Raw genomic sequence first — 26,074 nt, forward strand, 5'->3', positions numbered from 1 at the left:
TTGAACTTATGTTTAGCTTAAGGTTCTGAATTATCAGTCAGATTGTTTCTCTGGCATATTGGAGGCTTCGTGAAATTAAAATACGAACTTAAAAAAACAAACAGCGGCGCACGTCGTGGTCAACTTCAGTTTGAACGTGGTAGCGTTGAAACACCAGCATTCATGCCTGTAGGTACTTACGGTACGGTTAAAGGCATGACACCTGAAGAAGTGAAAGACACAGGTGCTGAAATCTTGCTAGGTAATACGTTCCACCTATGGTTACGCCCTGGTCAAGAAATCATGAAACTGCACGGTGACTTGCACGATTTCATGAACTGGAAAGGACCTATCCTGACTGATTCAGGCGGTTTCCAAGTATTCAGCCTAGGTGCGACGCGTAAAATCACTGAAGAGGGTGTTCACTTCCGTAACCCTGTAAACGGTGACAAGATCTTCATGGACGCTGAAAAGTCGATGGAAATCCAAAAGGATCTAGGCTCAGACATCGTAATGATCTTTGACGAATGTACGCCTTACCCTGCAACGCATAAAGAAGCTAAAGACTCAATGGAGATGTCTCTTCGTTGGGCTCAGCGTTCACGCAATCACTTTGACAAGCAAGAAAACCCGAACTCACTATTCGGTATCGTTCAAGGTGGCGTATACGAAGACCTTCGTGACGTATCCGTTAAAGGCTTAACAGAAATTGGTTTTGACGGTTACGCTGTTGGCGGCCTAGCAGTAGGCGAACCAAAAGAAGACATGCACCGTATTCTTGAGCACACATGTCCTCAACTACCTGAAGATAAGCCACGTTACCTAATGGGCGTAGGCAAACCTGAAGACTTAGTTGAAGGTGTTCGTCGTGGTATCGACATGTTTGACTGTGTTATGCCAACGCGAAATGCACGTAACGGCCACTTGTTTGTCACTGAAGGTGTGATCAAGATCCGTAATGCGAAGCATAAAACCGATACAACACCACTAGATTCAGATTGTGACTGTTACACTTGTAAGAACTACAGCAAGTCGTACTTGCATCATTTGGATCGTTGTAATGAAATCCTAGGTGCTCGACTGAACACGATTCATAACCTGCGTTTCTACCAACGAATTATGTCAGACATTCGTCAATCTATTGATGAAGACCGTTTTGAAGAGTTCGTTGCTGAGTTCTACGCAAGAATGGGGCGAGAAGTGCCACCGTTAGGTAAAGAATCTTAGTATTTCTTTTTTGCGAGCCCCATCTCTCTTCCGAGAGTTGGGGCTTGAAAATAAAGGGATACAACCCAATTAGACAAACAATTACCAAAATATAATAGAGGATGTTTTTAATGTTTATTTCTCAAGCTCACGCAGCAGTAGAAGGTGCACCAGCAGGCGGCGGTTTCGAAATGCTTATCATGCTAGGTATGTTCGCTGTGATCTTCTACTTCATGATCTACCGTCCACAAGCTAAGCGCGTAAAAGAGCATAAGAGCCTTATGTCTTCTATGGGCAAAGGCGATGAAGTTCTAACAAGCGGCGGTCTAATCGGTAAGATTACTAAGATTGCAGAAGACAGCGACTACGTTGCTATCGAACTGAACGCAAACAACGAAGTCGTTATCAAGAAAGACTTCGTTACAGCAGTGCTACCAAAAGGTACTCTGAAATCACTATAAACAGCTAGAGGATCCTCGCTGTGCTAAACCGTTATCCGTTATGGAAGTATTTGATGGTGGTGTTTGCCATCGCTATCGCCGCGTTGTACGCACTTCCGAATATATACGGTGAAGATCCGGCAGTTCAAGTTACAGGGGCGCGTGGCGCCTCTGTAGATCTGTCTACGCTGGATGCTGTCACCAATGCTCTGGAAGCAGAGAACCTTTCTACTAAATCCGTTGCTCTAGAAAACGGTTCCATTCTTGTTCGCTTTAACGATACAGATACGCAAATTAGTGCCCGTGATATCATCACAGAAGCACTAGGTGATGATGTTATCGTTGCTTTAAACCTTGCGGCTTCAACTCCTGATTGGCTTGAATCTATTGGTGCTGCACCAATGAAACTGGGTCTTGATCTACGTGGTGGTGTTCACTTCTTAATGGAAGTGGATATGGATGCTGCGATGCAAAAGCTAGTTGGCCAACAAGAAGAAGCCTTCCGTAGTGAACTTCGTGAAGAAAAAATTCGTTACCGTGCTATTCGCCCATCGGGTAAAGATGCAGTTGAAGTGATTCTACGTAACGAAGAGCAGCTTGCTGAAGCGAAATCGCTACTGCAATCTAAGCACCAAGATATGACGTTCGTAGATTCAGAATCTAATGGTCGTTTCTCTTTGGTTGCTCGTTTTACAGATGCTCGTCTTCAAGAAATCCGTAACTACGCAGTAGAGCAAAACATTACCATTCTACGTAACCGTGTTAACGAACTTGGTGTTGCTGAGCCTTTGGTTCAACGTCAAGGTGCTAGCCGTATCGTAGTGGAATTGCCTGGTGTTCAAGACACGGCGCGCGCTAAAGAAATTCTTGGTGCAACGGCGACACTTGAGTTCCGTGAAGTTGATAGTAGTGCTGACTTAGCCGCTGCCGCTTCTGGTCGTGCCCCTGCGGGTAGCGAAATCAAGCAAGACCGTGATGGTCGCCCTGTGGTACTTAAGAAGCGCGTTATTCTAGGCGGTTCAAGTATTACTGATGCAAGCTCAAGTGTTGATGAATATGGTCGCCCACAAGTTAACATCTCGCTAGACAGCGAAGGTGGTAGCAAGATGTCTACATTCTCTCGTCAGAATATCGGTAAGCTTATGGCTACGGTATTTGCAGAGTACAAAGACAGCGGTCGTAAAACACCAGAAGGTCGAGTGATCTTAAGTAAGCACGAAGAAGTGATCAACCAAGCGACGATTCAATCTGCGCTAGGTCGTAACTTCCGTATTACAGGTATCGACTCAACGGCTGAAGCTCATAACTTGGCACTTTTACTACGTGCTGGTGCATTGATTGCACCTATCTCGATTGTAGAAGAACGTACGATTGGTCCATCTATGGGTCAACAAAACATCGATATGGGTATCATGGCGATGGTTTGGGGTATGGCTGCAGTAATGTTGTTTACTCTGCTTTACTACCGTACTTTCGGTTTGATTGCGAACGTTGCTCTGATGGCTAACTTGGTGTTGATTATCGGTGTTATGTCGATGATCCCAGGGGCTACTATGACTCTGCCAGGTATTGCCGGTATCGTATTGACGGTTGGTATGGCGGTCGATGCCAACGTACTTATCTTTGAGCGTATACGTGAAGAACTTCGAGATGGACGCAGTCCACAACAAGCGATTCACCAAGGTTATGCGAACGCATTTAGCACCATCGCCGATGCAAATATCACCACACTACTGACAGCCATTATTCTATTTGCTGTAGGTACAGGTGCAATTAAAGGCTTCGCGGTAACGCTGTCTATCGGTATCTTAACTTCAATGTTTACAGCTATTGTCGGAACACGTTGTATCGTGAACCTGATGTATGGCGGCAAACGCGTTAAGAAACTGTCGATCTAAGGCTAGGAATTAATATGTTTCAGATTCTAAAAGCAGAAAAAATGATCGACTTTATGCGTTGGTCAAAGGTTGCCTTTTTATTCTCAATTTTGATGATTGGTACTGCTATCTTTACCTTAACAACGAAATCGTTGAACTGGGGTCTAGATTTTACCGGTGGTACTCTGATTGAAGTGGGTTTTGAGCAACCAGCAAACCTACCTGATATCCGTAGTGCACTAGAAGCGGAAGGTTTCGGTGATGCAACGGTACAGAACTTTGGTTCTGCACGTGAGGTAATGGTTCGTTTACGTCCACGTGACGGTGTTGCTGGCGAAACGCTTGGTAACCAGATCCTGTCTGCAATTAAAGATGGTACTGGTGAGCAAGTTGAGATGCGTCGTATCGAATTCGTTGGCCCTAATGTGGGTGACGAGCTAACAGAAGCGGGTGGCCTTGCTATCCTTGTTTCTCTGATCTGTATCTTGATCTATGTGTCAGTGCGATTCGAATGGCGTTTGGCGGCAGGTGCAGTACTAGCACTGGCGCACGACGTTATCATCACTCTGGGTGTGTTCTCTCTAATGCAAATTGAGGTGGATCTTACTATCGTAGCAGCCTTGCTAACGGTAGTCGGTTACTCCCTCAACGATACCATAGTAGTGTTTGACCGTATTCGTGAGAACTTCCGTAAGATGCGTAAGGGTGAAGCACCCGAAGTACTGAACAGCTCAATCACACAAACATTGAGCCGTACATTGATTACTTCTGGTACAACGTTATTCGTAGTTATCGCACTGTTCGCTCAGGGCGGCGCTATGATTCACGGCTTCGCGACTGCACTTCTATTGGGTATTACGGTTGGTACTTATTCTTCTATCTACGTTGCATCTGCACTCGCTATGAAGTTGGGTATTACGCGTGAACACCTAATGCCACCACAAGTGGATAAAGAAGGTGAAGAGTTTGACGAAATGCCTTAGGCCTTGGCTTAACAATTTTCGCTGAACCAAAAAAACCGCTAGGCAACTAGCGGTTTTTTTACGTCTGTATTCTGTCGATGGCGAATTGCGTTGTGCTCGTCGCAACTAACCGCCACCTTGCTCGTATCTCGTATCTCGTATCTCGTATCTCGTATCGCAGATACAAAAAAGCCCCGCAATAGCGAGGCTTTGAAATTTCTATGCGCCCTTGAAAAAAGGAGCATTAACGTAAGGTCTGAATTACTTCAGCATACCTTCGTTAGAGTTCTCACGAACGTGCTTAAGAATAGACTTAACACCACGCGCGCTTGAAGCAACAACATTACCAGACGTCATGTAATCAGTACCGCCAGCAAAGTCAGTCATGATAGCGCCAGCTTCACGAGCGATTAGATCGCCAGCTGCTAGATCCCATGGCTTAAGGCCTAGTTCTAGGTAACCGTCAACACGGCCAGCCGCTAGGTAACATAGATCAAGTGCAGGAGAGCCAGTACGACGGAAGTCCGCACAATCAACGAATAGACCAGAGATGATCTTCATGAAAGATTCAGAGTGTTGTTTTTGCTTGAATGGGAAACCAGTCGCTAGAACAGTACCTTGAAGGTCTTTAAGTTGAGTAACACGCATACGAGCGTTGTTAAGTTGAGCGCCAGAGCCACGTTGAGCTGTGAATAGCTCGTTTAGCATTGGGTCATAAACACAAGCAACTTCTGTACGACCGTTCATACGAACAGCAATAGATACAGAGAAGTGAGGGAAACCTTTTACAAAGTTGTTGGTGCCATCTAGTGGGTCAACGATCCATTGTACGTCAGAATCTTTACCTTCAGTCAGGCCTGACTCTTCAGAAATAATGCTGTGCTCTGGGTAAGATGATTTGATTGTCTCAATAATCATGTACTCAGCTTCTTGAGCAATGTTAGTAACGTAATCGTTGTTACCTTTTAGAGACGATTCGATCTTATCAGTTGTTTCTAGAGATTTAGCAATATGGTTGCCAGCTTTACGCGCAGCGCGTATCGCAATGTTTAGCATTGGATGCATAGGTTTTTCCCACAAGATGTTAAAGAACAGTTTAAAGCGGCGGCGAGTATACCAAATTTTTTGCAAAAGGGAAGTGGTTGTTTTTTGAACTCTTAGTTTCACATTCCGAGAAGGGTCTGACCATTTTACTTTGCTATGTGTTAATATCTCGCGATTATTTTTAAAGTGGTGTCATATAGCATGTTAGACAATGTAAAAGTCGTTCTGGTTGGTACGTCTCATTCAGGGAATATCGGATCAGCAGCTCGCGCAATGAAAGTGATGGGTTTGAGTCAATTAGTTCTTGTAGACCCTCAATGTGAAGTTGACGAGCAGACCTTAGCACTGGCTGCGGGTGCGGGTGACATCGCAGAAAACGCGACCATTGTGTCTACATTGGATGAAGCAGTAAAAGACTGTGGTTTGGTAGTTGGTTCAAGTGCACGTTCACGTACGCTTGAATGGCCAATGCTAGAGCCTCGAGAGTGCGGGCAAAAGTTTGCCGTTGAAGGTCAAAAGCACCCAGTCGCATTAGTCTTCGGCCGTGAGCGTACTGGCTTGACTAACGATGAGCTTCAGAAGTGCCACTTCCATGTATGTATCCCAGCCAACCCTGAATACAGCTCATTGAACCTAGCGATGGCCGTGCAGACGCTAAGCTATGAAGTTCGCGTGGCACACCTTGATATGGTTGCGAGTCAATATCAGCCACAGCAACAAGATGAGTACCCACGTCACGAAGAACTAGAAATGTTCTATGAACACCTTGAAAAAGTGATCATTGATACCCAATTTATCTCTAAGGATAAACCGGGTCAGGTGATGAACAAGCTACGTCGTCTGTTCAGCCGAGCTCGTCCTGAACTGCAAGAGATCAATACTCTACGTGGCATTTTGACTTCAATTGAGAAGAGCAAAAACGACAAATAAAACCCACTCTGCTTGTAGGGATGAATACCTGACTAAAATAGTCAACTAAATACTTGACCAATTTAGTCGGGTATGGGAAAATTCCAACCACATAAACAATGTGGATACGGTGTGATATGAAACTTACATCTAAAGGAAGATATGCGGTAACAGCTATGCTAGATGTAGCACTGCATTCGCAAAAGAGCCCAGTTCCTCTGGCTGACATTTCAGAGCGACAAGGCATCTCGTTATCTTACTTAGAACAACTATTTTCTAAGTTACGTAAAGCAGGCTTAGTTGCTAGTGTTCGTGGTCCTGGCGGTGGTTACCGTTTAGGTGCTGAAGCGAGCGACATCGCTGTCGGAACTGTGATTGCTGCAGTCGACGAATCAGTGGACGCAACTAAGTGTCACGGTCGAGCAGACTGCCAAGGTGGTAGTCGTTGTTTAACTCACACTTTATGGCGTGATTTAAGCTCCCGAATCAGCAGCTTCTTAAACGACATTACGCTCGGTGAGCTAATGAAAGATAACGAAGTTTTACAGATTTCTGATCGCCAAGATATCGATCTTGCGGTTAATAATGGTTTTGCACATAAAAATACGAGCACTACAACGATTAGTGCAGCACCTCACGGTGTTAATGCCCGCTCTTAGCGGTCAGTTTTTACATTGGAGTAGAAAATGAAACTGCCTATTTACTTTGACTATTCAGCTACATGCCCAGTCGATCCACGTGTTGCTGAAAAAATGGTTCAGTGCATGACGATGGACGGTAACTTCGGTAACCCTGCATCTCGTTCACACCGTTACGGCTGGCAGGCAGAAGAATCAGTAGATAATGCTCGTGAGCAAATTGCCGATCTACTAAATGCAGACCCACGTGAAATTGTTTTCACGTCAGGTGCTACAGAGTCAGACAACCTTGCTATCAAAGGTGCAGCGCACTTTTACGAGAAGAAAGGTAAGCACGTAATCACGTGCAAAACAGAACACAAAGCGGTTCTTGATCCATGTCGCCAACTAGAGCGTGAAGGTTTTGAGGTAACTTACCTTGAGCCAGAAGCAAACGGCATCATTGATCTAGACAAGCTACAGTCTGCAATGCGTGAAGATACTGTTTTAGTTTCTATCATGCACGTTAACAACGAGATTGGTGTAATCCAAGATATCTCTGCAATCGGCGAGTTATGTCGTGCACGCAAGATCATCTTCCACGTTGATGCGGCGCAGTCTGCGGGTAAAATCCCACTAGACGTAAAAGAGATGAAAGTTGACCTTATCTCTATGTCTGCACACAAAGCATACGGCCCTAAAGGCATCGGCGCTTTGTACGTTCGTCGTAAGCCACGTATTCGTCTTGAAGCGCAAATGCACGGCGGCGGTCATGAACGTGGTTTCCGTTCTGGTACTCTTGCTACTCACCAAATCGTGGGTATGGGCGAAGCGTTTGCTATCGCTAAACAAGACATGCAGAAAGATTACGATCACGCACTAGCACTTCGTGAGCGCCTATTGAAAGGTGTTCAAGATCTAGAAGCAGTAACCGTAAACGGCGACTTAGACCAACGTGTACCACACAACCTAAACGTGAGCTTCGCTTTCGTTGAAGGTGAGTCTCTGCTTATGTCTCTAAAAGACCTAGCAGTATCATCGGGTTCAGCATGTACATCAGCAAGCCTAGAGCCTTCATACGTTCTACGTGCTCTTGGTCTAAACGATGAACTGGCACACAGCTCAGTACGTTTCTCATTCGGCCGTTTCACAACGGAAGAAGAAATCGACTACGCGATTGCACAAATCCGTGTAGCGGTAAACAAATTACGCGACATGTCTCCTCTATGGGATATGTATAAAGAAGGGATTGATTTGAACACTGTTGAGTGGGCTCATCACTAATCTCACGGAAATAGAGGATTCGAGGTAACTATCATGGCATATAGCGAAAAAGTAATTGATCACTACGAAAACCCACGTAACGTAGGTTCGTTTGATAAAGAAGACCCAAGTGTAGGTAGCGGCATGGTTGGCGCTCCAGCTTGTGGTGACGTAATGAAACTGCAAATCAAAGTATCTGCAGAAGGTATTATTGAAGACGCAAAATTCAAGACTTACGGTTGCGGTAGCGCAATCGCTTCTAGTTCACTAGTAACTGAGTGGGTTAAAGGTAAAAGTATTGATGAAGCAGCTGCAATCAAAAACTCTGAAATCGCAGAAGAGCTTGAGTTGCCACCAGTGAAAGTTCACTGTTCAATTCTTGCTGAAGATGCAATCAAAGCAGCTGTTGCGGATTACAAAAAGAAGCACTAATCGCTTCAATACCGTAATCACGTCGAAAAAATAAGTAATATTTGGGAGCACCCTTTGTGCTCCCACCTGAGTTCTCAATTTATATAAAACACAAGGTTGTAGTATGGCCATCACCATGACAGATACGGCAGCAAGCCGAGTTCAAGCTTTCCTAGATAACCGTGGTAAAGGTCTCGGATTACGCTTAGCAGTAAAAACTACTGGCTGTTCGGGTATGGCGTATGTACTGGAATTCGTTGACGAGCTTAACGAAGAAGACGAAGTGTTTGAGCATTCAGGTGTTAAGGTCATCATTGATCCAAAGAGCCTAGTATACCTAGATGGTACTGAGCTTGATTATGTAAAAGAAGGCCTAAACGAAGGTTTTGAATTCAACAACCCGAACGCGAAAGGCGAATGTGGTTGTGGTGAGAGCTTCAATGTTTAAACGCTTGAATCGTTAAGCGTTGTAAGCGAAGAATAAAATTAGGCTCTGAACAAAGAGCCTAAACTTAGGACCACCTTTACATGAATCATTTCGAATTATTTGGGCTACCACTTCAGTTTCAACTGGATGGTAGCCTTCTTTCTTCTCAGTTTAGAGATCTGCAACGCCAATTCCATCCTGATAAATTTGCGATAGCTTCTGAGCGAGATCGCTTATTAGCCGTGCAAAAAGCGGCACAAATCAATGATGCGTACCAGGTATTGAAGAATCCAATTAGCCGAGCAGAATACCTGCTGGTTCAACACGGCGAAGACATTCGTGGCGAACAACAGACCATGCAAGATCCGATGTTCCTGATGGAGCAGATGGAATTGCGTGAAGAGCTAGAAGACATCGCAGACAGTTCTGATCCCGAAGATGCGCTATTTGCATTTGAAGGCAAGGTTAGCAAAATGTATGAACAACAATTAAGCGCTATCCAACAAGAACTCGAAAGCGAAGCTTGGCTTGAAGCTGCAGACCGAGTAAGAAAGCTTAAGTTTATTGCAAAATTAAAGAATGAAATCGAATTAGTTGAAGATCGTTTGATCGGCTAGTTTGTATAACAAGGACACCTCCATGGCACTACTTCAGATTGCAGAACCAGGGCAAAGCGCCGCTCCTCACCAGCATAAGCTTGCTGTGGGTATTGATTTAGGTACAACAAACTCGTTGGTTGCTGCAGTACGCAGTGGCGAGGCGAGTACACTCGTTGATCAACAAGGTCGAAGCATTTTACCTTCAGTTGTTCACTACCAATCGGAATCTTATACGACTGGTGATGAAGCGCGTGCAAATGCACAGACTGATCCTAAAAATACCATTATCTCAGTTAAGCGATTAATCGGTCGTTCACTGTCAGATATTCAACAGCGATACCCGTCTCTGCCATATCAGTTTGAAGAAAGTGATAATGGTTTGCCTGTGATTCGCACAAAGCAAGGCAACAAGAACCCAATTCAAGTATCAGCAGACATTCTGCGAGCGCTAGGTCAACGTGCTGAGTCAACACTAGGTGGCGAGCTATCTGGTGCAGTGATTACCGTTCCTGCGTACTTTGATGATGCACAGCGTGCAGGTACGAAAGACGCGGCGCAACTTGCTGGTCTTTACGTGTTACGCCTTCTTAATGAACCTACTGCCGCTGCGATTGCTTACGGTCTGGATTCAGGTAAAGAAGGCGTGATTGCCGTTTATGACTTGGGTGGTGGTACGTTTGATATCTCTATCCTACGCCTATCTAAAGGTGTCTTTGAAGTTCTAGCAACCGGTGGTGACTCTGCATTAGGCGGCGACGATTTTGACCATTTGATTGCAGAACATTTCCAAGCGCAAATGGGCTTATCAGAGCTAACGGCAGAACAGAACCGTATTCTTCTAGACGCAGCAACAGAAGCGAAGATTAGCTTATCTGAAGCTGAAAGTGTTGATGTTGACGTACTAGGTTGGTCTGGTTCATTAACTCGTGAAGAGTTTGAAGAGCTCATCAAGCCACTAGTTAAGAAAACGCTACTTTCGTGCCGTCGCGCACTGAAAGATGCTGAAGTTGACGCGGACGAAGTTCTGGAAGTGGTTATGGTTGGTGGTTCAACTCGTACCTTACTTGTCCGTGAAATGGTGGGTGGCTTCTTTGGTCGTACTCCATTAACCAGCATTAACCCTGATGAAGTGGTTGCGATTGGTGCGTCGATTCAAGCGGATATCTTAGTTGGCAACAAGCCTGACTCTGAGATGCTACTTCTAGATGTTATCCCACTTTCCTTAGGTATCGAAACTATGGGTGGCTTGGTCGAAAAGATTATCCCTCGTAACACCACGATCCCTGTTGCTCGCGCACAAGAATTTACCACGTTCAAAGACGGTCAAACTGCAATGACAGTGCACACCGTGCAAGGCGAGCGTGAAATGGTCGACGACTGTCGTTCACTAGCTCGATTTGCTCTGAAAGGCATTCCGCCAATGACAGCAGGTGCTGCGCATATTCGTGTCACTTACCAAGTGGATGCTGATGGCCTGCTATCGGTTACCGCGATGGAGAAGAGCACTGGCGTTCAAGCTGAAATCCAAGTTAAGCCTTCTTACGGTCTAAGTGACAACGAAGTGGCTAGCATGCTGAAAGATTCGATGACGTTTGCAAAAGAAGACATGCAAGCGCGCGCTCTGGCTGAGCAACGCGTAGAAGCGGATCGTGTTATCGAAGGCCTTATTGCTGCAATGCAAGCCGATGGTGACGAGCTGCTTGATGAACAAGGAAAACAACAACTTGTTCAAGCGATTGAAGCACTGATCGAAGTGCGTAATGGCGACAATGCCGATGCCATTGAACTAGAAATTAAGAATACCGACAAAGCGAGCCAAGACTTTGCTTCTCGTCGTATGGATAAATCAATTCGAGCTGCACTGTCAGGTCAGTCAGTCGATAATATTTAATAGTTAGAGAATAGATAAACATGCCAAAGATTATTGTTTTACCTCACGAAGATCTATGTCCAGAAGGCGCTGTTTTAGAAGCAAAAACTGGTGAGACGGTTCTTGATGTTGCACTGAAGGCCGGTATTGGTATTGAACACGCATGTGAAAAGTCGTGTGCATGTACTACATGTCACGTTGTGATTCGTGAAGGTTTCGACTCATTAGAAGAAAGTGATGACCTAGAAGACGACATGCTTGATAAAGCATGGGGTCTGGAAATGGAATCTCGTCTTGGTTGCCAAGCTAAAGTGGCGGATACTGACCTTGTTGTTGAGATTCCAAAGTACACATTGAACCTAGCTTCTGAAGAGCACTAAGAACTCAGCTCGGCTAAAACTGTTAGTAAAACTGGCATAGAATATAAATCATGAAGATGACAAATCGTCGCTGATAAATATAAGGAAGTGTTATGAGCTTGAAATGGATTGATTCGCGAGATATTGCGATTGAACTATGTGATTTATACCCAGATACCGATCCTAAAACGGTGCGTTTTACGGACTTGCATCAATGGGTGTTAGATCTTGAAGATTTTGATGATGAGCCGAATCACTCGAATGAGAAAATTCTAGAGGCCATTATTTTGTGCTGGATGGATGAGATGGACTAGCCCTCTTGTTCTATAATTTGGCCGTTGGTTGGAATTTATCCAATATAAAACACAGCCAAGTTAACAATTCTTACTAAAAAAAGCGGACCTTATGGTCCGTTTTTTTATCAAAATGACATTTTTCTCCTACATAATGCTAACATCAGTCCGCTAATAAAAAATAATCAGAACCACACACTCAAGGTGGTTCATGACAAGGAGAAATCATGTCTACACAGATGTCAGTATTTTTAAGTCAAGAAGCTGCCCAGCCTCAGTGGGGAGCAAGAGCTATTTTATCGTTTTCTGAAGCGGGAGCGACAATTCACATTGGTGAAGGCCACGATTTAGGGGCGGTTCAACGTGCTGGTCGTACGCTTGACGGACAAGGTATCGCATTGGTTTCACTTAGCGGTGAAGGGTGGGATTTAGAAAGCGTTTGGGCTTTCTACCAAGGCTACCGTGGACCAAAGAAAAAGAATGCATTGGAATGGGATGCACTTTCAGAAACCGACCAAGCTGAGCTAGAAGCTCGCATTCGCTCTACTGATTGGACTCGTGACATTATCAACAAAACCGCTGAAGAAGTGGCACCTCGTCAATTAGCGACGATGGCTGCGGAATACATCAAGTCAGTGGCTCCTGCGGGCACAGTTAAAGCGAAAATCGTTAAAGACAAAGACCTACTAACCGAAGGTTGGGAAGGCATCTACGCGGTAGGCCGCGGCTCTGAGCGTACTTCTGCAATGCTTCAACTGGACTTCAACCCTACCGGCGACGAAGACGCACCTGTATTTGCTTGTCTGGTTGGTAAAGGTATCACTTTCGACTCAGGCGGTTACAGCATCAAGCCTGGTCAATTCATGACAGCAATGAAGGCTGACATGGGTGGCGCAGCAACTATTACGGGTGGTCTAGGTCTAGCGATTGAACGCGGCCTGAACAAGCGTATCAAGCTTATCCTATGTTGTGCAGAGAACATGATCTCTGGTCGTGCATTGAAGCTTGGCGACATCATTACTTACAAAAATGGTAAGACTGTCGAGATCATGAATACTGATGCGGAAGGTCGCTTGGTTCTTGCTGATGGTTTGATGTACGCAAGTGCACAAAACCCTGAGTTGATCATCGACTGTGCAACGCTTACCGGCGCGGCTAAAAACGCACTGGGTAATGATTATCACGCACTATTGAGCTTCGATGATGAGTTATCTCACCAAGCACTAACGGCGGCAAACCAAGAGAAAGAAGGTCTATGGCCATTGCCTCTTGCTGATTTCCACCGTGGCATGTTGCCTTCAAACTTTGCTGATCTTTCAAACATCAGCTCTGGTGATTACACTCCGGGTGCAAGTACCGCTGCTGCGTTCCTTTCTTACTTTGTCGATGATTACAAAAAAGGTTGGATCCACATGGACTGCGCGGGTACTTACCGTAAGTCATCAAGTGATAAGTGGGCTGCAGGCGCGACTGGTATGGGTGTTCGTACACTGGCTCGTCTTCTTATCGACCAAGCAAAATAATAATAAGAGTGAGCGGTATTTCGATACCGCTTATTCATAAACTCAGATCGAATGATCTTAGTAATTTCAGTATTTAATAACAAAAAAAAGAAGTGAAGGAATCCCTATGGCTCTAGAAAGAACGTTCTCAATTGTTAAGCCGGATGCAGTTAAGCGTAACCTTGTTGGTGAAATCTACCACCGCATTGAAAAAGCAGGCCTACAGATTATTGCCGCTAAAATGGTTTCTCTTACTGAAGCGCAAGCAAGTGGCTTCTACGCAGAACATGAAGGTAAAGAGTTCTTTGGACCACTTAAAGAGTTCATGACTTCTGGTCCTATCATGGTTCAAGTACTTGAAGGCGAAAACGCGATTGCTCGTTACCGTGAACTAATGGGTAAAACTAACCCAGAAGAAGCGGCATGCGGCACTATCCGTGCTGACTACGCAATCAGCATGCGTTACAACTCAGTACACGGCAGTGACAGCCCTGAGTCTGCAGCTCGCGAAATCGAATTCTTCTTCCCAGAATCTGAAATTTGCCCGCGTCCAGCTGAATAAGCAGACAACAGCAAGTATCAATAAAGGCTTCACTTCGGTGAAGCCTTTTTCGTATGTGGACTTTGCATTCTCGATAATCTATTTAGTCGTCATTCCCGAGAGCGACGTAGTAGTGTAATCGGGAATCTCTGTTAGTTGTTGGAGATTCCAGATACCTCGTTCCTCCGTTCTGGAATGACGGGCTTTGAGGAGTTCATGACCTAATAGCGATGAATGGCGGGGGCCACAATCTTGTGGTAAGTATTGGTTAGCTTGTGGAGATTATTTACGTCATTCCCGAGAGCAACGGAGGAGCGTAATCGGGAATCTTGTCTTTAATTTAGGTATTCTCAGACCGAACAAGACAGTTGTTCAAATTTTAATCGCTTAACTTTGAATGTCTTAATAAACACAGGGTTTTACAGCGCTTGTTGAAGTTGCGTAAAGCCTGTACAATTCGCGCCCTTAATTATTGTTCCGTCATTGAGAGGCATCATGACCACAGCTAAAGTCAATCTACTCGATTTTGATCGTAAAGGTCTTCGTAAATTTTTCACAGAAGAACTGAATGAGAAAGCGTTTCGAGCAGAGCAAGTGATGAAGTGGATTTATCACTTCGGTGTCGATGACTTCGAACAAATGAACAACATCAACAAAAAATTACGTGAGAAACTGCTGCATCGCTGTGAGATTGTTGCACCTATCGTTTCTGAAGCTCAGCACTCTGCAGATGGCACCATTAAATGGGCTATGAGCGTTGGTGACCAAGACGTTGAAACGGTATACATCCCAGATGGTGACCGTGCGACGCTATGTGTATCTTCACAGGTTGGTTGTGCACTAGAATGTAAATTCTGCTCTACGGCTCAACAAGGCTTCAACCGTAACCTGAAAGTTTCAGAGATCGTTGGTCAAATCTGGCGTGCTGCACGTGAAATCGGTTTAGAGAAAGATACGGGTCGTCGTCCAATTACTAACGTCGTAATGATGGGTATGGGTGAGCCTCTGCTTAACATGAAGAACCTAATTCCATCATTAGAGCTGATGCTTGATGATCTAGGATTCTCACTGTCTAAGCGTCGTGTGACAGTATCAACATCTGGTGTTGTTTCTGGTCTTGATCAGATGACAGACAACATCGATGTAGCTCTGGCGATTTCTCTACACGCACCAAACGATGCACTACGTAGCCAAATCATGCCAATCAACGACCGTTGGGATATCCAAGATTTCCTAGCATCGGTTCGTCGTTACATTGCTTCTTCAAATGCTAACCGCGGTAAAGTAACGGTTGAGTACGTTCTATTGGATCATGTGAATGATGATATGGACCACGCTCGTGAACTTGCTGAGCTAATGAAAGAGACGCCTTGTAAGATCAACTTGATTCCATTCAACCCTTATCCGGGTTCGCCTTACAAGAAGCCAAGTAACTCTCGTATTGATCGCTTCCAAAAAACGCTGATGGAATACAACTACACAGTAACGGTTCGTAAAACACGTGGCGATGATATTGATGCCGCATGTGGTCAGTTGGTTGGTGATGTCATTGATAGAACCAAGCGTACTAAAATGCTGAAAGCCGCCTCTGAAGCTAACTTAATCGCAGGTGATGTGATTCAAGTAAAAGCGGTTTAAATACCATTTAGATCTAAACAAGCCAGAAGGATTCCTTCTGGCTTGTTGCTTTTCTGGAAGGTGAATTTCCAAAAATTGGATTTTTTCCCCACGCTTTCTTACATTTTTCGTTAAATTTTGGACAAAACCATGAGCTGACGGTAAATTTTGTCGAAAGTGTTTTTGCCTTGTAATGGCATTAGCTTATGATTAAATAATCTTAAATTAATTTAAGTGCTCGCTTGTTACCCGATAATCGTCAATGTGTCTATTTAGGTTGGCTACTTGATAAACTAGCTTCCTGAGAAAGTCGCTCACCAACAGTGTGTGGTTTTCTACTTTAAGGGTTGATGAACCGGGTGACAGGAAAAATTCCACATAGTAGGTTGTAAGATTGAGCTTAAACGAAAATAAAAAATGCTCTCATCAACCTGCAATAATACTTTAGAAGTTCACTCTCTATGAACACAGAACAAGAAACACAAACGCAAGAAACTGTCGCTCCAGCAATTGAAGCGGGAACGCTGCTCAAAAATAAACGAGAATCTCTTGGTTTAACACAAAAGCAGATCTCTGATCGCTTGAAGCTACGCGTTACGCTTATCCAGCAAATTGAAGAAAACCAATTCGAGTCAGATCAGGTTGCCACCTTTATGCGTGGTTACATTCGTTCATACGCGAAATACGTCAATCTTGATGAAAAAGTCGTGTTGAACGCGCTTCATCATTCTGGTGATGCCCAACATCAAGAACAAGAAATGTTGAGCTTCTCTCGTAAGACTAAAACCGAGAAGCACAACAGCCGTATTATGCTCCTTACTTGGAGCATCTTTGCTGTGATTGTGGGTATATCCTCACTTTGGTGGTGGCAGAACCAACAGCAAGACACCTTATCTCAATCTTTAGCCAATACTGAAAGCTCGGAAGAGCTAGTGGTAGAAGAGTCGCTTGATCCTGAGCTGACTTCATTAGAAGTGATTGAAGCAGAGCAAAACACAGAAACATCTCCTGTTACTGAAAATTCTGATGAACTTACTGAAGTGAGTTCAGCTGAAGATTCAGTAACTTTTGACCCTGTTGAAGTCATTGAAGAAGCACCAGAAGCAGCAGACGTTGCTTCGGTTACTGCGGAACCAGAGACTGTAGCGCCTGAAGCTGTGGTTAACGAGCTAGTGATGCAGTTCTCTGCTGATTGTTGGATCCAAGTGAAAGATGCTTCGGGCAAAACGTTATCTACTGGCATTAAAAAAGCAGGCCAGACATTAAATCTTTCTGGAACTGCACCATATAAAGTGATTCTGGGTGCGCCTGAAGGCGTATCGATGACATTTGCAAGTGAACCTGTCGACCTTTCTGGGTATACTTCAGGCAAAGTAGCTAGAATAACCTTACCTTAGAGTTAATATGCAACACGAATCTCCTATTATTCGTCGCAAATCAACCCGTATTTATGTGGGTGATGTGCCGATCGGTGATGGTGCACCAATTGCTGTGCAATCCATGACCAACACAAGAACAACAGATGTCGCCGCGACCGTCGCTCAAATTCGAGCTTTGGAAAAAGTGGGGGCAGATATCGTTCGCGTATCTGTACCGACTATGGAGGCCGCTGAAGCCTTTAAGCTAATCAAGCAGCAGGTCTCTGTTCCTTTGGTTGCTGACATTCACTTCGACTACCGTATCGCTCTTAAAGTGGCAGAGTATGGGGTTGACTGTCTGCGTATCAACCCAGGTAACATCGGTAACGAAAGCCGCATTCGCTCTGTTGTGGATTGTGCTCGTGATATGAATATCCCGATTCGTATTGGTGTTAACGGCGGTTCTCTTGAAAAAGAGATCCAAGAGAAATACACAGAGCCTACAGCAGAAGCGCTGGTTGAATCTGCAATGCGTCACGTCGATATCCTAGACCGTCTGAACTTTGATCAATTCAAAGTCAGCGTGAAGGCTTCTGATGTATTCCTAGCCGTCGGTTCTTACCGTTTGCTTGCTAAGCAGATTGATCAACCACTTCACCTAGGTATTACTGAAGCGGGTGGAGCACGTGCGGGTTCTGTGAAATCGGCTGTAGGTTTGGGCATGTTATTGTCTGAAGGTATCGGCGATACGCTGCGTATCTCGCTAGCAGCCGATCCAATCGAAGAGATCAAAGTGGGCTTTGATATTCTTAAATCTTTGCGCATTCGCTCACGTGGTATCAACTTCATTGCGTGTCCGAGCTGTTCTCGCCAAGAATTCGATGTTATCAACACCGTTAACGCCCTTGAAGAACGCTTAGAAGACATAGTGACTCCAATGGATGTCTCTATCATCGGTTGTGTGGTTAACGGCCCTGGTGAAGCTGAAGTGTCTCACTTAGGCCTTGCGGGTAGTGCTCGTAAGAGTGCCTTCTACGAAGACGGTAAGCGCCAGAAAGAGCGCTTCGACAACGATGATCTTGTCGACAAACTTGAAGCTAAGATTCGTGCAAAAGCGTCAGTGCTTGATAAAGCAAATCGCATTGATGTAGAAAACTTAGAAGATTAATACAACGCGATGGGGTGTGATTGTCTATTCGCACTAACACCAGGTCGTGAGAAATTACGGAATAAATACTGTGGCTAAAAATATCCAAGCAATTCGAGGCATGAACGACTGCCTTCCAACTCAATCACCACTGTGGCAGAAAGTAGAAAGCGCAGTTAAAAGTGTGGTGAGTGCATACGGTTACAACGAAGTACGTATGCCTATCGTTGAAGAAACGAACCTATTTAGCCGTGCGGTTGGTGAAGAAACTGACGTTGTTTCTAAAGAGATGTACACCTTTGATGACCGTAATGGTGATAGCCTAACGCTGCGTCCAGAAGGCACAGCAGGTTGTGTACGTTCATGTATTCAAAACAGCCTTATCAACCGTGATGAGCAGCGCCTATGGTACATGGGTCCAATGTTCCGTCACGAGCGTCCTCAAAAAGGTCGTTACCGTCAATTCCACCAATGTGGTGTTGAAGTGTTTGGCCTAGACGGTCCAGACGTTGACGCAGAACTTATCATGATGACAGCACGTCTATGGCGTGAACTAGGCATCGATAAGCACGTTCGCCTCGAGCTGAACTCAATCGGTTCTCAAGAAGATCGAGTAAGCTATCGTACAGCGTTAGTGGCTTTCCTTGAGCAACACATTGATGTGTTAGATGAAGACTGCAAACGTCGCATGCACACTAACCCTCTACGTGTACTTGATACTAAGAACCCGGATGTTCAAGCTATCTTAGGTGACGCACCTCGACTATCTGAATATTTAGGTGAAGAATCGAAGCAACATTTTGCTGGTTTGTGTGAACTTCTTGACGCTGTTGGTATCGAATACCAAGTTAATGAGCGTCTAGTACGTGGCCTAGATTACTACAACCGCACCGTATTTGAGTGGATCACTGATAGCCTTGGTGCTCAAGGCACAGTTTGTGGCGGCGGTCGTTACGATGGTCTTGTTGAGCAACTAGGTGGCAAAGCAACCAATGCTGTTGGTTTCGCAATGGGTCTAGAGCGTCTGGTTCTTATGATGGAAACGCTAGAGCTGACAGAAGTTCGCCGTAGCGTTGACGTATACGTGGTTGCTGCTGGCGAAGGTACTATGATCGCAGGCATGCAACTAGCGAATCAGTTACGCGATACCGTTGAAGGCGTACGCGTAATGAACCACTTCGGTGGTGGTAACTTCAAGAAGCAATTCAAGCGTGCTGACAAAGTAGGTGCTGTTGTAGCACTGGTACTTGGTGAGAACGAAGTTGCTGACAATACAGTTGTGCTAAAAGATCTGGTTGGCGGCGAGCAAGAAACCGTGTCTCAAACGGAAGTTGCAGAGAAAGTTGCTGCGCTAATCTAATTAGCCATTGAGCAAACGCTCATCATGAATATCAACGTCAGCACTATGCTGGCGTTTAAAGAATTAAAGAGGACAGGAAGTGGAACTTTACGATAGCGAAGAGCAACAAGTTGAAGCCATTAAAGATTGGTGGAAAGAGAACGGTAAAGCCGTAATCTTTGGTGCAGTTATTGGTTTAGGCGGTCTATTTGGCTGGCGCTATTACCAAGATTCAGTCGTTGAAGCACGTGAAGTCGCTTCAGAAGGCTACACCTCTGTAATTTCAGCTCTTGATGCTAAGGGCGTTGATGCTCAATCTGATATTCAAGCTTTTATCGACGCTAACAAAGACGCTGAATACTCTGTACTTGCTGCTATGCAATTAGCAAAAGCACAAGTTCAAGCGGGTGAGCTTGCAGCAGCACTTGAACAGCTTGAGTGGGCAAAATCGGCAACTAAGGATGCGGCACTTACGCCACTACTGACTTACCGTGCGGCACGTATCAAAGCTGAGCAAGGTGAATTTGACGCAGCATTGACAGATCTTGAAGCGATGACTGACGAATCTTGGACTGGCCGTGTTGCTGAACTGCGTGGTGATATCTCACTTCGTAAAGGCGATACAGATGCGGCTTACAGTGCTTATTCTGAAGCACAACAAGCAGCTGATGCGAGCCAAACGCTTCAAATCAAACTTGACGACCTAGCTAAATAAGGCGCTTTGAATGAAGAAGATGTTTCCAAAAGCGGCGTTGTGTGCGATTGCTCTTGGCCTATTGGCTGGCTGTGCGGGTGAAGAAGACACCGTAATCATGGCGCCAGTACCAACAGTAAATAGCGAGTTCACTCCTAGCCAGGAATGGTCTACGTCGGTTGGTGATGGTGTTGGCCACTACTTTTCAAAACTAACGCCAGAATTGGCTTACGACAAAGTGTTTGTTGCGAGCCGTGAAGGTATGGTTAAAGCGCTTGACCCTGGAACAGGTAAAGAGCTGTGGAAAGTCGATCTTGAGAAAGAAGTACTGGCTCGTTTATCGGGTGGTTTAACGGCGGCTTACGGCAAAATATTTGTTGGTTCTGAAAATGGCGAAGTGATCGCTATGGATGAATCAACCGGTGAAGAGCTGTGGCGTGTATCAGTGAATGGTGAGGTGCTTGCATCCCCAGCAACTGAAAGCAACATGGTTATTGTTCATACCAGTCGCGGTATGTTGATCGCGTTAGATCAAGAAAGCGGCGAACAAAAATGGACGATTAGCACTGAAGTTCCAAGCCTAACACTTCGTGGCGATAGCTCGCCTGTTGCTGTTTCTGGCGGTGTATTCTGGGGAACGGCAAATGGTCGTTTAGCAGCCGCAATTGTTGACCGTGGTCAGCTTATTTGGCAACAGCCAGTAGGCACACCAAAAGGTGCAACGGAAATAGATCGTTTGGTTGATGTTGATGCATCACCGATTGTTCTTGGCGGAACCCTGTATACAGTAGGTATTAATGGTCAGCTAATCGCTATCGATCTTCGTTCTGGTAAGCCAATTTGGAAGCGTAACTACTCGTCAGCGATTGACTTAGCGAGTGATGGTAGCCGTTTGTTCGTTGTTACCGACAAAGACCATGTGGTTGCGGTTGATGCGCGTAGTGGTACTGAACTTTGGAGCACTCCATTGTTAGAAAACCGCTTACTGACAGCACCTGCTATTATTAATGGTTATGTAGTTGTGGGTGATACAGAAGGTTATCTGCACTGGTTAGATCGTTCATCGGGTGAGTTTGTTGCTCAACAGTTCGTCGATGATAGCGGCTTTGCGGTTGCGCCAATTGAAATGCCTGAAGGCTACTTAGTGACGACTCGCAATGGCGATGTAAAGAAACTAACGATTAGCCAATAAAAGCGTGATACAATTCACAGTCGGCTCCTGGTTGGTAACAGCTAGGAGCCGTTTTGTTGTTATAAATTAATAAACCGTGTGGTTATAGGTAAGAGTTTAAACTTGCGATCAAGTGCTTACCTATAACTACATTTAGAGAAGAAATTGTAGAGGTTGTTATGGTACCTGTTGTTGCTCTAGTAGGGCGTCCGAACGTAGGTAAATCTACGTTATTTAACCGATTGACTCGAACTCGTGATGCATTGGTTGCGGATTTCCCTGGCTTAACGCGTGACCGTAAATACGGTCATGCTCATTTTAGCGAGCATGACTTTATTGTTATTGACACTGGTGGTATCGACGGTACCGAAGAAGGTGTTGAAACTAAAATGGCTGAACAGTCGCTAGCGGCGATTGATGAAGCTGATGTCGTTCTATTTATGGTAGATGGCCGTGCGGGTCTAACACCTTCAGACGTGGCTATTGCTAAGCACCTTCGTCAACTAGAAAAGCCTTCAATGCTAGTAGTAAACAAGGTTGATGGTATCGACCCTGATGCTGCAAGTGCTGACTTCTGGCAGCTAGGTGTAGAAGACATGTACCAAATCGCTGCAGCGCACGGTCGTGGCGTAACAGCGTTGATTGATCTTGCTCTTAACCCGTTCGCAGAAGCGTTAAAAGCAGAGAATGGCGAAGTAAGCGATTTAACTGAGTTTGAAGACGAAGAAGAAGAGCAAGTTGATTTCACTGAAGAAGAAGCGGAAGAAGAATTCAAGCGCCTTCAAGATCAACCAATTAAGCTAGCGATCATTGGCCGTCCTAACGTTGGTAAATCAACACTAACTAACCGTATTCTTGGTGAAGAACGTGTTGTTGTTTACGATATGCCAGGCACAACTCGTGACTCTATCTACATTCCAATGCAGCGTGATGAGCGTGAATACGTTCTGATTGATACTGCAGGTGTTCGTCGTCGTAAAAATATCAACGAAACAGTAGAGAAGTTCTCAGTGGTTAAAACACTGAAAGCAATTGAAGATGCTAACGTTGTATTGCTGCTTATTGATGCTCGAGACAACATCTCTGATCAAGATTTAAGCTTGTTAGGCTTTGCGTTGAATGCTGGTCGTTCAATTGTTATTGCAGTAAACAAGTGGGATGGTCTAGACAGCGATGTTAAAGATCGCGTTAAGAAAGAACTAGACCGTCGTTTAGGTTTCGTTGATTTCGCACGTATTCACTTTATCTCTGCGCTTCACGGTACAGGTGTTGGTCACTTGTTTGAATCTGTTCAAGAAGCTTACAAGTCAGCAACGACTCGTGTTGGTACTTCTGTGCTAACTCGTATCATGAAGATGGCGACTGATGATCACCAACCGCCTATGGTTCGTGGCCGTCGTGTTAAATTGAAATACGCACACGCTGGTGGCTACAACCCACCGATTATCGTGATCCACGGTAACCAAGTACGTAACTTGCCAGATTCATACAAACGATTCTTGATGAACTACTACCGTCGTTCACTAGAGATTATGGGTACACCTATTCGCATTCAATTCCAGAACAGCGAGAACCCATTTGAAGCTAAGACAACCAAGCTGACAATTTCTCAAGAACGTAAACGTAAGCGTATGATGAGCATGGTTAAAGGTCGTAAGTAAACCTTTCCAATAGATTTGATACCCGAGCCTGTCTCGGGTATTTTTTTAAGCAAAATTCACGTTAAGCCATAACCTCATATCTCCATATCGTGATGGGTTAACGAATTAGACTCAATTTCAAAAGAAGAACGATATGACCACTAGCGATTCTATGACACCAGCGATATCCATGAAACCAATAATAGTTATCACACCAACCATCACTCAATTCTGCCATCAGGCTTGGCAGATCAATGCAAAGGCGTTGTACGTTGAAAACGATGACAGCAAAACCTACCTGATCACCGACATGACACCTTTCCACCCTGTTAGTCATATTTGGCCCGATCACCCAGCAGACCAAGGCTTTGTTAATGTTGGTGACGTGCAATATCCCGTTGAAGACTGTCTTGTTGGTGCAATAGAACAATCTACTGGCAAGCTTCATATCGCAGCAGATATCCCTGTTAAGCGTGATACGGAAGGGTGGACGTTTGTGGTTGTCCACCAGCTACCTGTATCTGCTTCTATGATTAAGGTTAACGACGAAGTCATGTTGACGGTTGATAAAGAGTATCAAGCTAGTTTGAGCCGTGGTCACAGCGCTGGCCACATCGCTTTCCTAGCCTTGAATAAAGTATTGGCTGAGAGCTACTGGCGTAAAGATGCAGATAGAAAAGATCCGCTTGGCAGTTATGACTTCAATAGCTACGCGCAAGTGACTAGCTTTGTGACTCCCGAGTTGTGTACCGATAAGTATCGTTTGGGAAAAACCCTGAAGAAGCGCGGTTTGAACGTTGCAGACATGCTAACCAATCTTGGTGGTATCGAAGCCGACATCAATCAGATGATTAAAGGTTGGCTCGCAGACTCGACGTCAGTAGCAATGAGACTGGAAGGTGAGGCATTAACAGACTCTCGCTATTGGGAATGGCAGTTGGATAGCGACACTTTAGTGTCTATTCCTTGTGGTGGTACTCACATCGAGAATACGTCAGAGCTTAAGTCTTTATCGGTTAAGTTAACCCAGTTAGATGACCAGCATATTGAAATGCTGACGCATGTAATACGATGATTTAGACTATAGATCGAAATGGCTTATGCTGTTTTTTTTGTTTTAATAGGTAACTTTTAATATAAATGACTATTTAAAATTGAAATGCAGCACATGTAACTTATGCTTTCGGTGTGTGGTGATATAAATATTCTTTTTGGGGTAGATCGCTGATCAAAATAGATAAAGCGAAAGATCAACCTATGATCTTCGATTGTGTGTACAGCTTATTTAGTGTGTTATTATTAACCAATAGTAAGCTTGCATAAGAACAAGCTGTACCCTATTACACAATTGAAAGCTTTAGTGAATGGAACAACAATTTTTATTAGAAGGCCATCGAGCCGTCAACAGTTTGCTGCGCAAGCTTGCTCTTGGGATGGATCGCAAAGATTTAAACCATAAGATCATTCAGCTTACCGAGCAGATTTTTGGGCAGCGCATGGCTTCAATTTTACTGCTCAACTCTGAGTCAAAGACTTTACACCTTGAATATGCCCCAAACCTGCCTGATTTTTACAATCAGCAGATAGAAGGGGTTGGGATTGGTGCAGGGATTGGTTCTTGTGGCGAGGCGGCTGCACTCAAGAAAGCAGTGATGGTCTCCAATATAAATACACACCCAAACTGGGCACCTTTCTTAGCCTTAACCAATCAAGCCAATTTACATGCCTGTTGGTCGGTACCTATCATCTCATCGCACGGTCATGTACTGGGTACCTTCGCCATTTATAGCCAGTACATATCTGAGCCGCATGAATTTGAGCTTGAGATCTTAGAGCTATTGGCCTCCCTATATTCGGTCGCACTAGAAAAGTTTGAACTGGAGAATCAGCTTAACTTTTTTGCCAATCGTGATTCTCTTACCCATTGCTTGAATCGTCGCGCATTGTTTAATGAAGCTGAGAAAGTGTTGGCTAAGCGATGTTTTGGTGACAAGGTTATGGCGTGTCTGTTTGTTGATGTCGATAAGTTCAAATCGATTAACGATACTTATGGTCATAGTTTTGGTGATGATGTGCTGTTGGCGGTTGCAAAAGTCCTCGATGAGGCTACCACAGCATGTGCCAAGATAGGGCGTTACGGTGGCGATGAGTTTGTGGTGTTTTCTTGCTTTGATGATCAAGAAAGCGTTGTTAGCTTCTACCACGACTTAGAGAAAGCACTGCAACAAGCGCTTTATATCAATGATGTGCAGTTCTCAGTGAGTGTCGGGCTGTCTTGTGAGAAAGATCCTCAAGGATTAGACCAGTTGATCGCACAAGCTGATAAGAACATGTATCAAATCAAGCAAGCCAAGTCTCAGCGGTAGTAGATTGTAAAAATAGTAGTGAATTAGGAAATGCTAATGAGTGAAAATATCTGCCCTAAGTGCCAGTCTGAGCTAACTTGGGATGGCAAGTATCACTGTGAAAGTTGTCAGGCTCACTTTACTAAAGTTGGGTTTTGCCCTGAGTGCAGCAGCCAACTTGAGAAGCTTCAAGCCTGTGGTGCGGCGAGCTATTTTTGTAATGCCGATTGCAACGAATTGAAGTCTAAGTCGAGAGTAAAATTCGAATTCCAACCAGCGGAATAGCCTTAAGCTACATGGTTTGAACGATTATCGTTGATGCTTTATCAAAGACCCAATACCAAAGTGTTGGGTCTTTTTTGTATCTGATGAACAGGAATGTGTCATCTTGGTTCATTCTCATCGCCATTGCACCAGCATGAAACATAGTGACATGATTGCTATGCACTTTATTGGTGTGGCTT

At 44.7% G+C, this 26,074-nt stretch carries 27 protein-coding genes; 25 read left to right on the forward strand and 2 right to left on the reverse strand.

Features of this window, described 5'->3' with window-relative positions; translation table 11 throughout:
- Window positions 1-69 precede the first annotated feature (69 nt).
- From tgt to secF, 4 genes are all read left to right on the forward strand, one after another.
- The gene (gene tgt / locus DUN60_RS01455) at window positions 70-1,206 is read left to right on the forward strand and encodes a tRNA guanosine(34) transglycosylase Tgt (RefSeq protein ID WP_004735086.1); all 1,137 of its coding nucleotides are present in this window, start codon (window positions 70-72) and stop codon (window positions 1,204-1,206) included.
- Between the two features lie 110 nt (window positions 1,207-1,316).
- Complete coding sequence (yajC, locus tag DUN60_RS01460; protein WP_004735087.1) at window positions 1,317-1,646, forward strand: preprotein translocase subunit YajC; 330 nt, start codon at window positions 1,317-1,319, stop codon at window positions 1,644-1,646.
- 20 nt (window positions 1,647-1,666) lie between these two features.
- Window positions 1,667-3,523: a protein translocase subunit SecD gene (gene secD, locus DUN60_RS01465; RefSeq protein WP_004735088.1), complete on the forward strand. Its 1,857-nt coding sequence runs from the start codon at window positions 1,667-1,669 to the stop codon at window positions 3,521-3,523.
- 14 nt (window positions 3,524-3,537) lie between these two features.
- Window positions 3,538-4,485 (forward strand): protein translocase subunit SecF, encoded by a 948-nt coding sequence (secF, locus tag DUN60_RS01470; RefSeq protein WP_004735089.1) that lies wholly within the window; start codon window positions 3,538-3,540, stop codon window positions 4,483-4,485.
- 240 nt (window positions 4,486-4,725) lie between these two features.
- Here secF and suhB read toward each other — a convergent pair whose 3' ends face one another.
- Complete coding sequence (gene suhB / locus DUN60_RS01475) at window positions 4,726-5,529, reverse strand: inositol-1-monophosphatase (RefSeq protein WP_004735090.1); 804 nt, start codon at window positions 5,527-5,529, stop codon at window positions 4,726-4,728.
- 180 nt (window positions 5,530-5,709) lie between these two features.
- Between suhB and trmJ the strand changes: the two genes are divergently transcribed.
- From trmJ to DUN60_RS01580, 21 genes are all read left to right on the forward strand, one after another.
- Window positions 5,710-6,438, forward strand: a complete 729-nt coding sequence (gene trmJ, locus DUN60_RS01480; protein ID WP_004735091.1) for a tRNA (cytosine(32)/uridine(32)-2'-O)-methyltransferase TrmJ — start codon at window positions 5,710-5,712, stop codon at window positions 6,436-6,438.
- A 116-nt stretch (window positions 6,439-6,554) separates the two neighbouring features.
- A complete protein-coding gene (gene iscR / locus DUN60_RS01485) occupies window positions 6,555-7,076 on the forward strand; it encodes a Fe-S cluster assembly transcriptional regulator IscR (RefSeq protein WP_017079865.1) in 522 nt (173 codons plus the stop codon).
- A 27-nt stretch (window positions 7,077-7,103) separates the two neighbouring features.
- Entirely contained in the window at window positions 7,104-8,318 is a 1,215-nt protein-coding gene (locus tag DUN60_RS01490) for an IscS subfamily cysteine desulfurase (protein ID WP_114633011.1), read from the forward strand.
- Between the two features lie 33 nt (window positions 8,319-8,351).
- The gene (gene iscU / locus DUN60_RS01495) at window positions 8,352-8,729 is read left to right on the forward strand and encodes a Fe-S cluster assembly scaffold IscU (RefSeq protein WP_004735094.1); all 378 of its coding nucleotides are present in this window, start codon (window positions 8,352-8,354) and stop codon (window positions 8,727-8,729) included.
- Window positions 8,730-8,832: 103 nt separating this feature from the next.
- Window positions 8,833-9,156, forward strand: coding sequence for an iron-sulfur cluster assembly protein IscA (gene iscA / locus DUN60_RS01500; RefSeq protein WP_004735095.1), 324 nt, complete (start codon window positions 8,833-8,835; stop codon window positions 9,154-9,156).
- A gap of 80 nt (window positions 9,157-9,236) precedes the next feature.
- A complete protein-coding gene (hscB, locus tag DUN60_RS01505; RefSeq protein ID WP_114633012.1) occupies window positions 9,237-9,752 on the forward strand; it encodes a co-chaperone HscB in 516 nt (171 codons plus the stop codon).
- Between the two features lie 22 nt (window positions 9,753-9,774).
- Window positions 9,775-11,625, forward strand: coding sequence for a Fe-S protein assembly chaperone HscA (hscA, locus tag DUN60_RS01510; RefSeq protein ID WP_114633013.1), 1,851 nt, complete (start codon window positions 9,775-9,777; stop codon window positions 11,623-11,625).
- 20 nt (window positions 11,626-11,645) lie between these two features.
- Entirely contained in the window at window positions 11,646-11,984 is a 339-nt protein-coding gene (gene fdx / locus DUN60_RS01515; protein ID WP_004735098.1) for an ISC system 2Fe-2S type ferredoxin, read from the forward strand.
- Window positions 11,985-12,076: 92 nt separating this feature from the next.
- Window positions 12,077-12,277, forward strand: coding sequence for a Fe-S cluster assembly protein IscX (iscX, locus tag DUN60_RS01520; RefSeq protein ID WP_004735099.1), 201 nt, complete (start codon window positions 12,077-12,079; stop codon window positions 12,275-12,277).
- Between the two features lie 206 nt (window positions 12,278-12,483).
- Entirely contained in the window at window positions 12,484-13,779 is a 1,296-nt protein-coding gene (pepB, locus tag DUN60_RS01525) for an aminopeptidase PepB (RefSeq protein WP_017079868.1), read from the forward strand.
- Window positions 13,780-13,885: 106 nt separating this feature from the next.
- Window positions 13,886-14,320, forward strand: a complete 435-nt coding sequence (ndk, locus tag DUN60_RS01530) for a nucleoside-diphosphate kinase (RefSeq protein ID WP_004735101.1) — start codon at window positions 13,886-13,888, stop codon at window positions 14,318-14,320.
- A gap of 474 nt (window positions 14,321-14,794) precedes the next feature.
- Window positions 14,795-15,937, forward strand: coding sequence for a dual-specificity RNA methyltransferase RlmN (gene rlmN / locus DUN60_RS01535; protein ID WP_004735102.1), 1,143 nt, complete (start codon window positions 14,795-14,797; stop codon window positions 15,935-15,937).
- A 440-nt stretch (window positions 15,938-16,377) separates the two neighbouring features.
- Window positions 16,378-17,313 carry a cytoskeleton protein RodZ gene (rodZ, locus tag DUN60_RS01540; protein ID WP_108093463.1) on the forward strand — a complete coding sequence of 312 codons (936 nt, stop codon included), beginning with the start codon at window positions 16,378-16,380 and terminating at the stop codon, window positions 17,311-17,313.
- A 7-nt stretch (window positions 17,314-17,320) separates the two neighbouring features.
- On the forward strand, window positions 17,321-18,442 hold the full coding sequence (gene ispG / locus DUN60_RS01545) for a flavodoxin-dependent (E)-4-hydroxy-3-methylbut-2-enyl-diphosphate synthase (RefSeq protein ID WP_004735104.1): 1,122 nt from the start codon (window positions 17,321-17,323) through the stop codon (window positions 18,440-18,442).
- A 70-nt stretch (window positions 18,443-18,512) separates the two neighbouring features.
- Window positions 18,513-19,781 (forward strand): histidine--tRNA ligase, encoded by a 1,269-nt coding sequence (gene hisS / locus DUN60_RS01550; protein WP_004735105.1) that lies wholly within the window; start codon window positions 18,513-18,515, stop codon window positions 19,779-19,781.
- Window positions 19,782-19,860: 79 nt separating this feature from the next.
- Window positions 19,861-20,475, forward strand: coding sequence for a YfgM family protein (locus tag DUN60_RS01555; protein WP_054548097.1), 615 nt, complete (start codon window positions 19,861-19,863; stop codon window positions 20,473-20,475).
- A gap of 10 nt (window positions 20,476-20,485) precedes the next feature.
- Window positions 20,486-21,646 (forward strand): outer membrane protein assembly factor BamB, encoded by a 1,161-nt coding sequence (gene bamB / locus DUN60_RS01560; protein WP_114633014.1) that lies wholly within the window; start codon window positions 20,486-20,488, stop codon window positions 21,644-21,646.
- 158 nt (window positions 21,647-21,804) lie between these two features.
- Window positions 21,805-23,286 (forward strand): ribosome biogenesis GTPase Der, encoded by a 1,482-nt coding sequence (gene der / locus DUN60_RS01565; protein ID WP_004735108.1) that lies wholly within the window; start codon window positions 21,805-21,807, stop codon window positions 23,284-23,286.
- A gap of 133 nt (window positions 23,287-23,419) precedes the next feature.
- Window positions 23,420-24,340, forward strand: coding sequence for an alanyl-tRNA editing protein (locus DUN60_RS01570; protein ID WP_114633015.1), 921 nt, complete (start codon window positions 23,420-23,422; stop codon window positions 24,338-24,340).
- A gap of 289 nt (window positions 24,341-24,629) precedes the next feature.
- Window positions 24,630-25,631 (forward strand): sensor domain-containing diguanylate cyclase, encoded by a 1,002-nt coding sequence (locus tag DUN60_RS01575; protein WP_114633016.1) that lies wholly within the window; start codon window positions 24,630-24,632, stop codon window positions 25,629-25,631.
- A gap of 36 nt (window positions 25,632-25,667) precedes the next feature.
- The gene (locus tag DUN60_RS01580; RefSeq protein WP_114633017.1) at window positions 25,668-25,895 is read left to right on the forward strand and encodes a zinc ribbon domain-containing protein; all 228 of its coding nucleotides are present in this window, start codon (window positions 25,668-25,670) and stop codon (window positions 25,893-25,895) included.
- Between the two features lie 7 nt (window positions 25,896-25,902).
- Here DUN60_RS01580 and DUN60_RS24870 read toward each other — a convergent pair whose 3' ends face one another.
- Window positions 25,903-26,037, reverse strand: coding sequence for a hypothetical protein (locus tag DUN60_RS24870; protein ID WP_279627915.1), 135 nt, complete (start codon window positions 26,035-26,037; stop codon window positions 25,903-25,905).
- Window positions 26,038-26,074 lie beyond the last annotated feature (37 nt).

This window comes from Vibrio splendidus, assembly GCF_003345295.1.
Taxonomy (GTDB): Bacteria; Pseudomonadota; Gammaproteobacteria; order Enterobacterales; family Vibrionaceae; genus Vibrio; species Vibrio splendidus_K.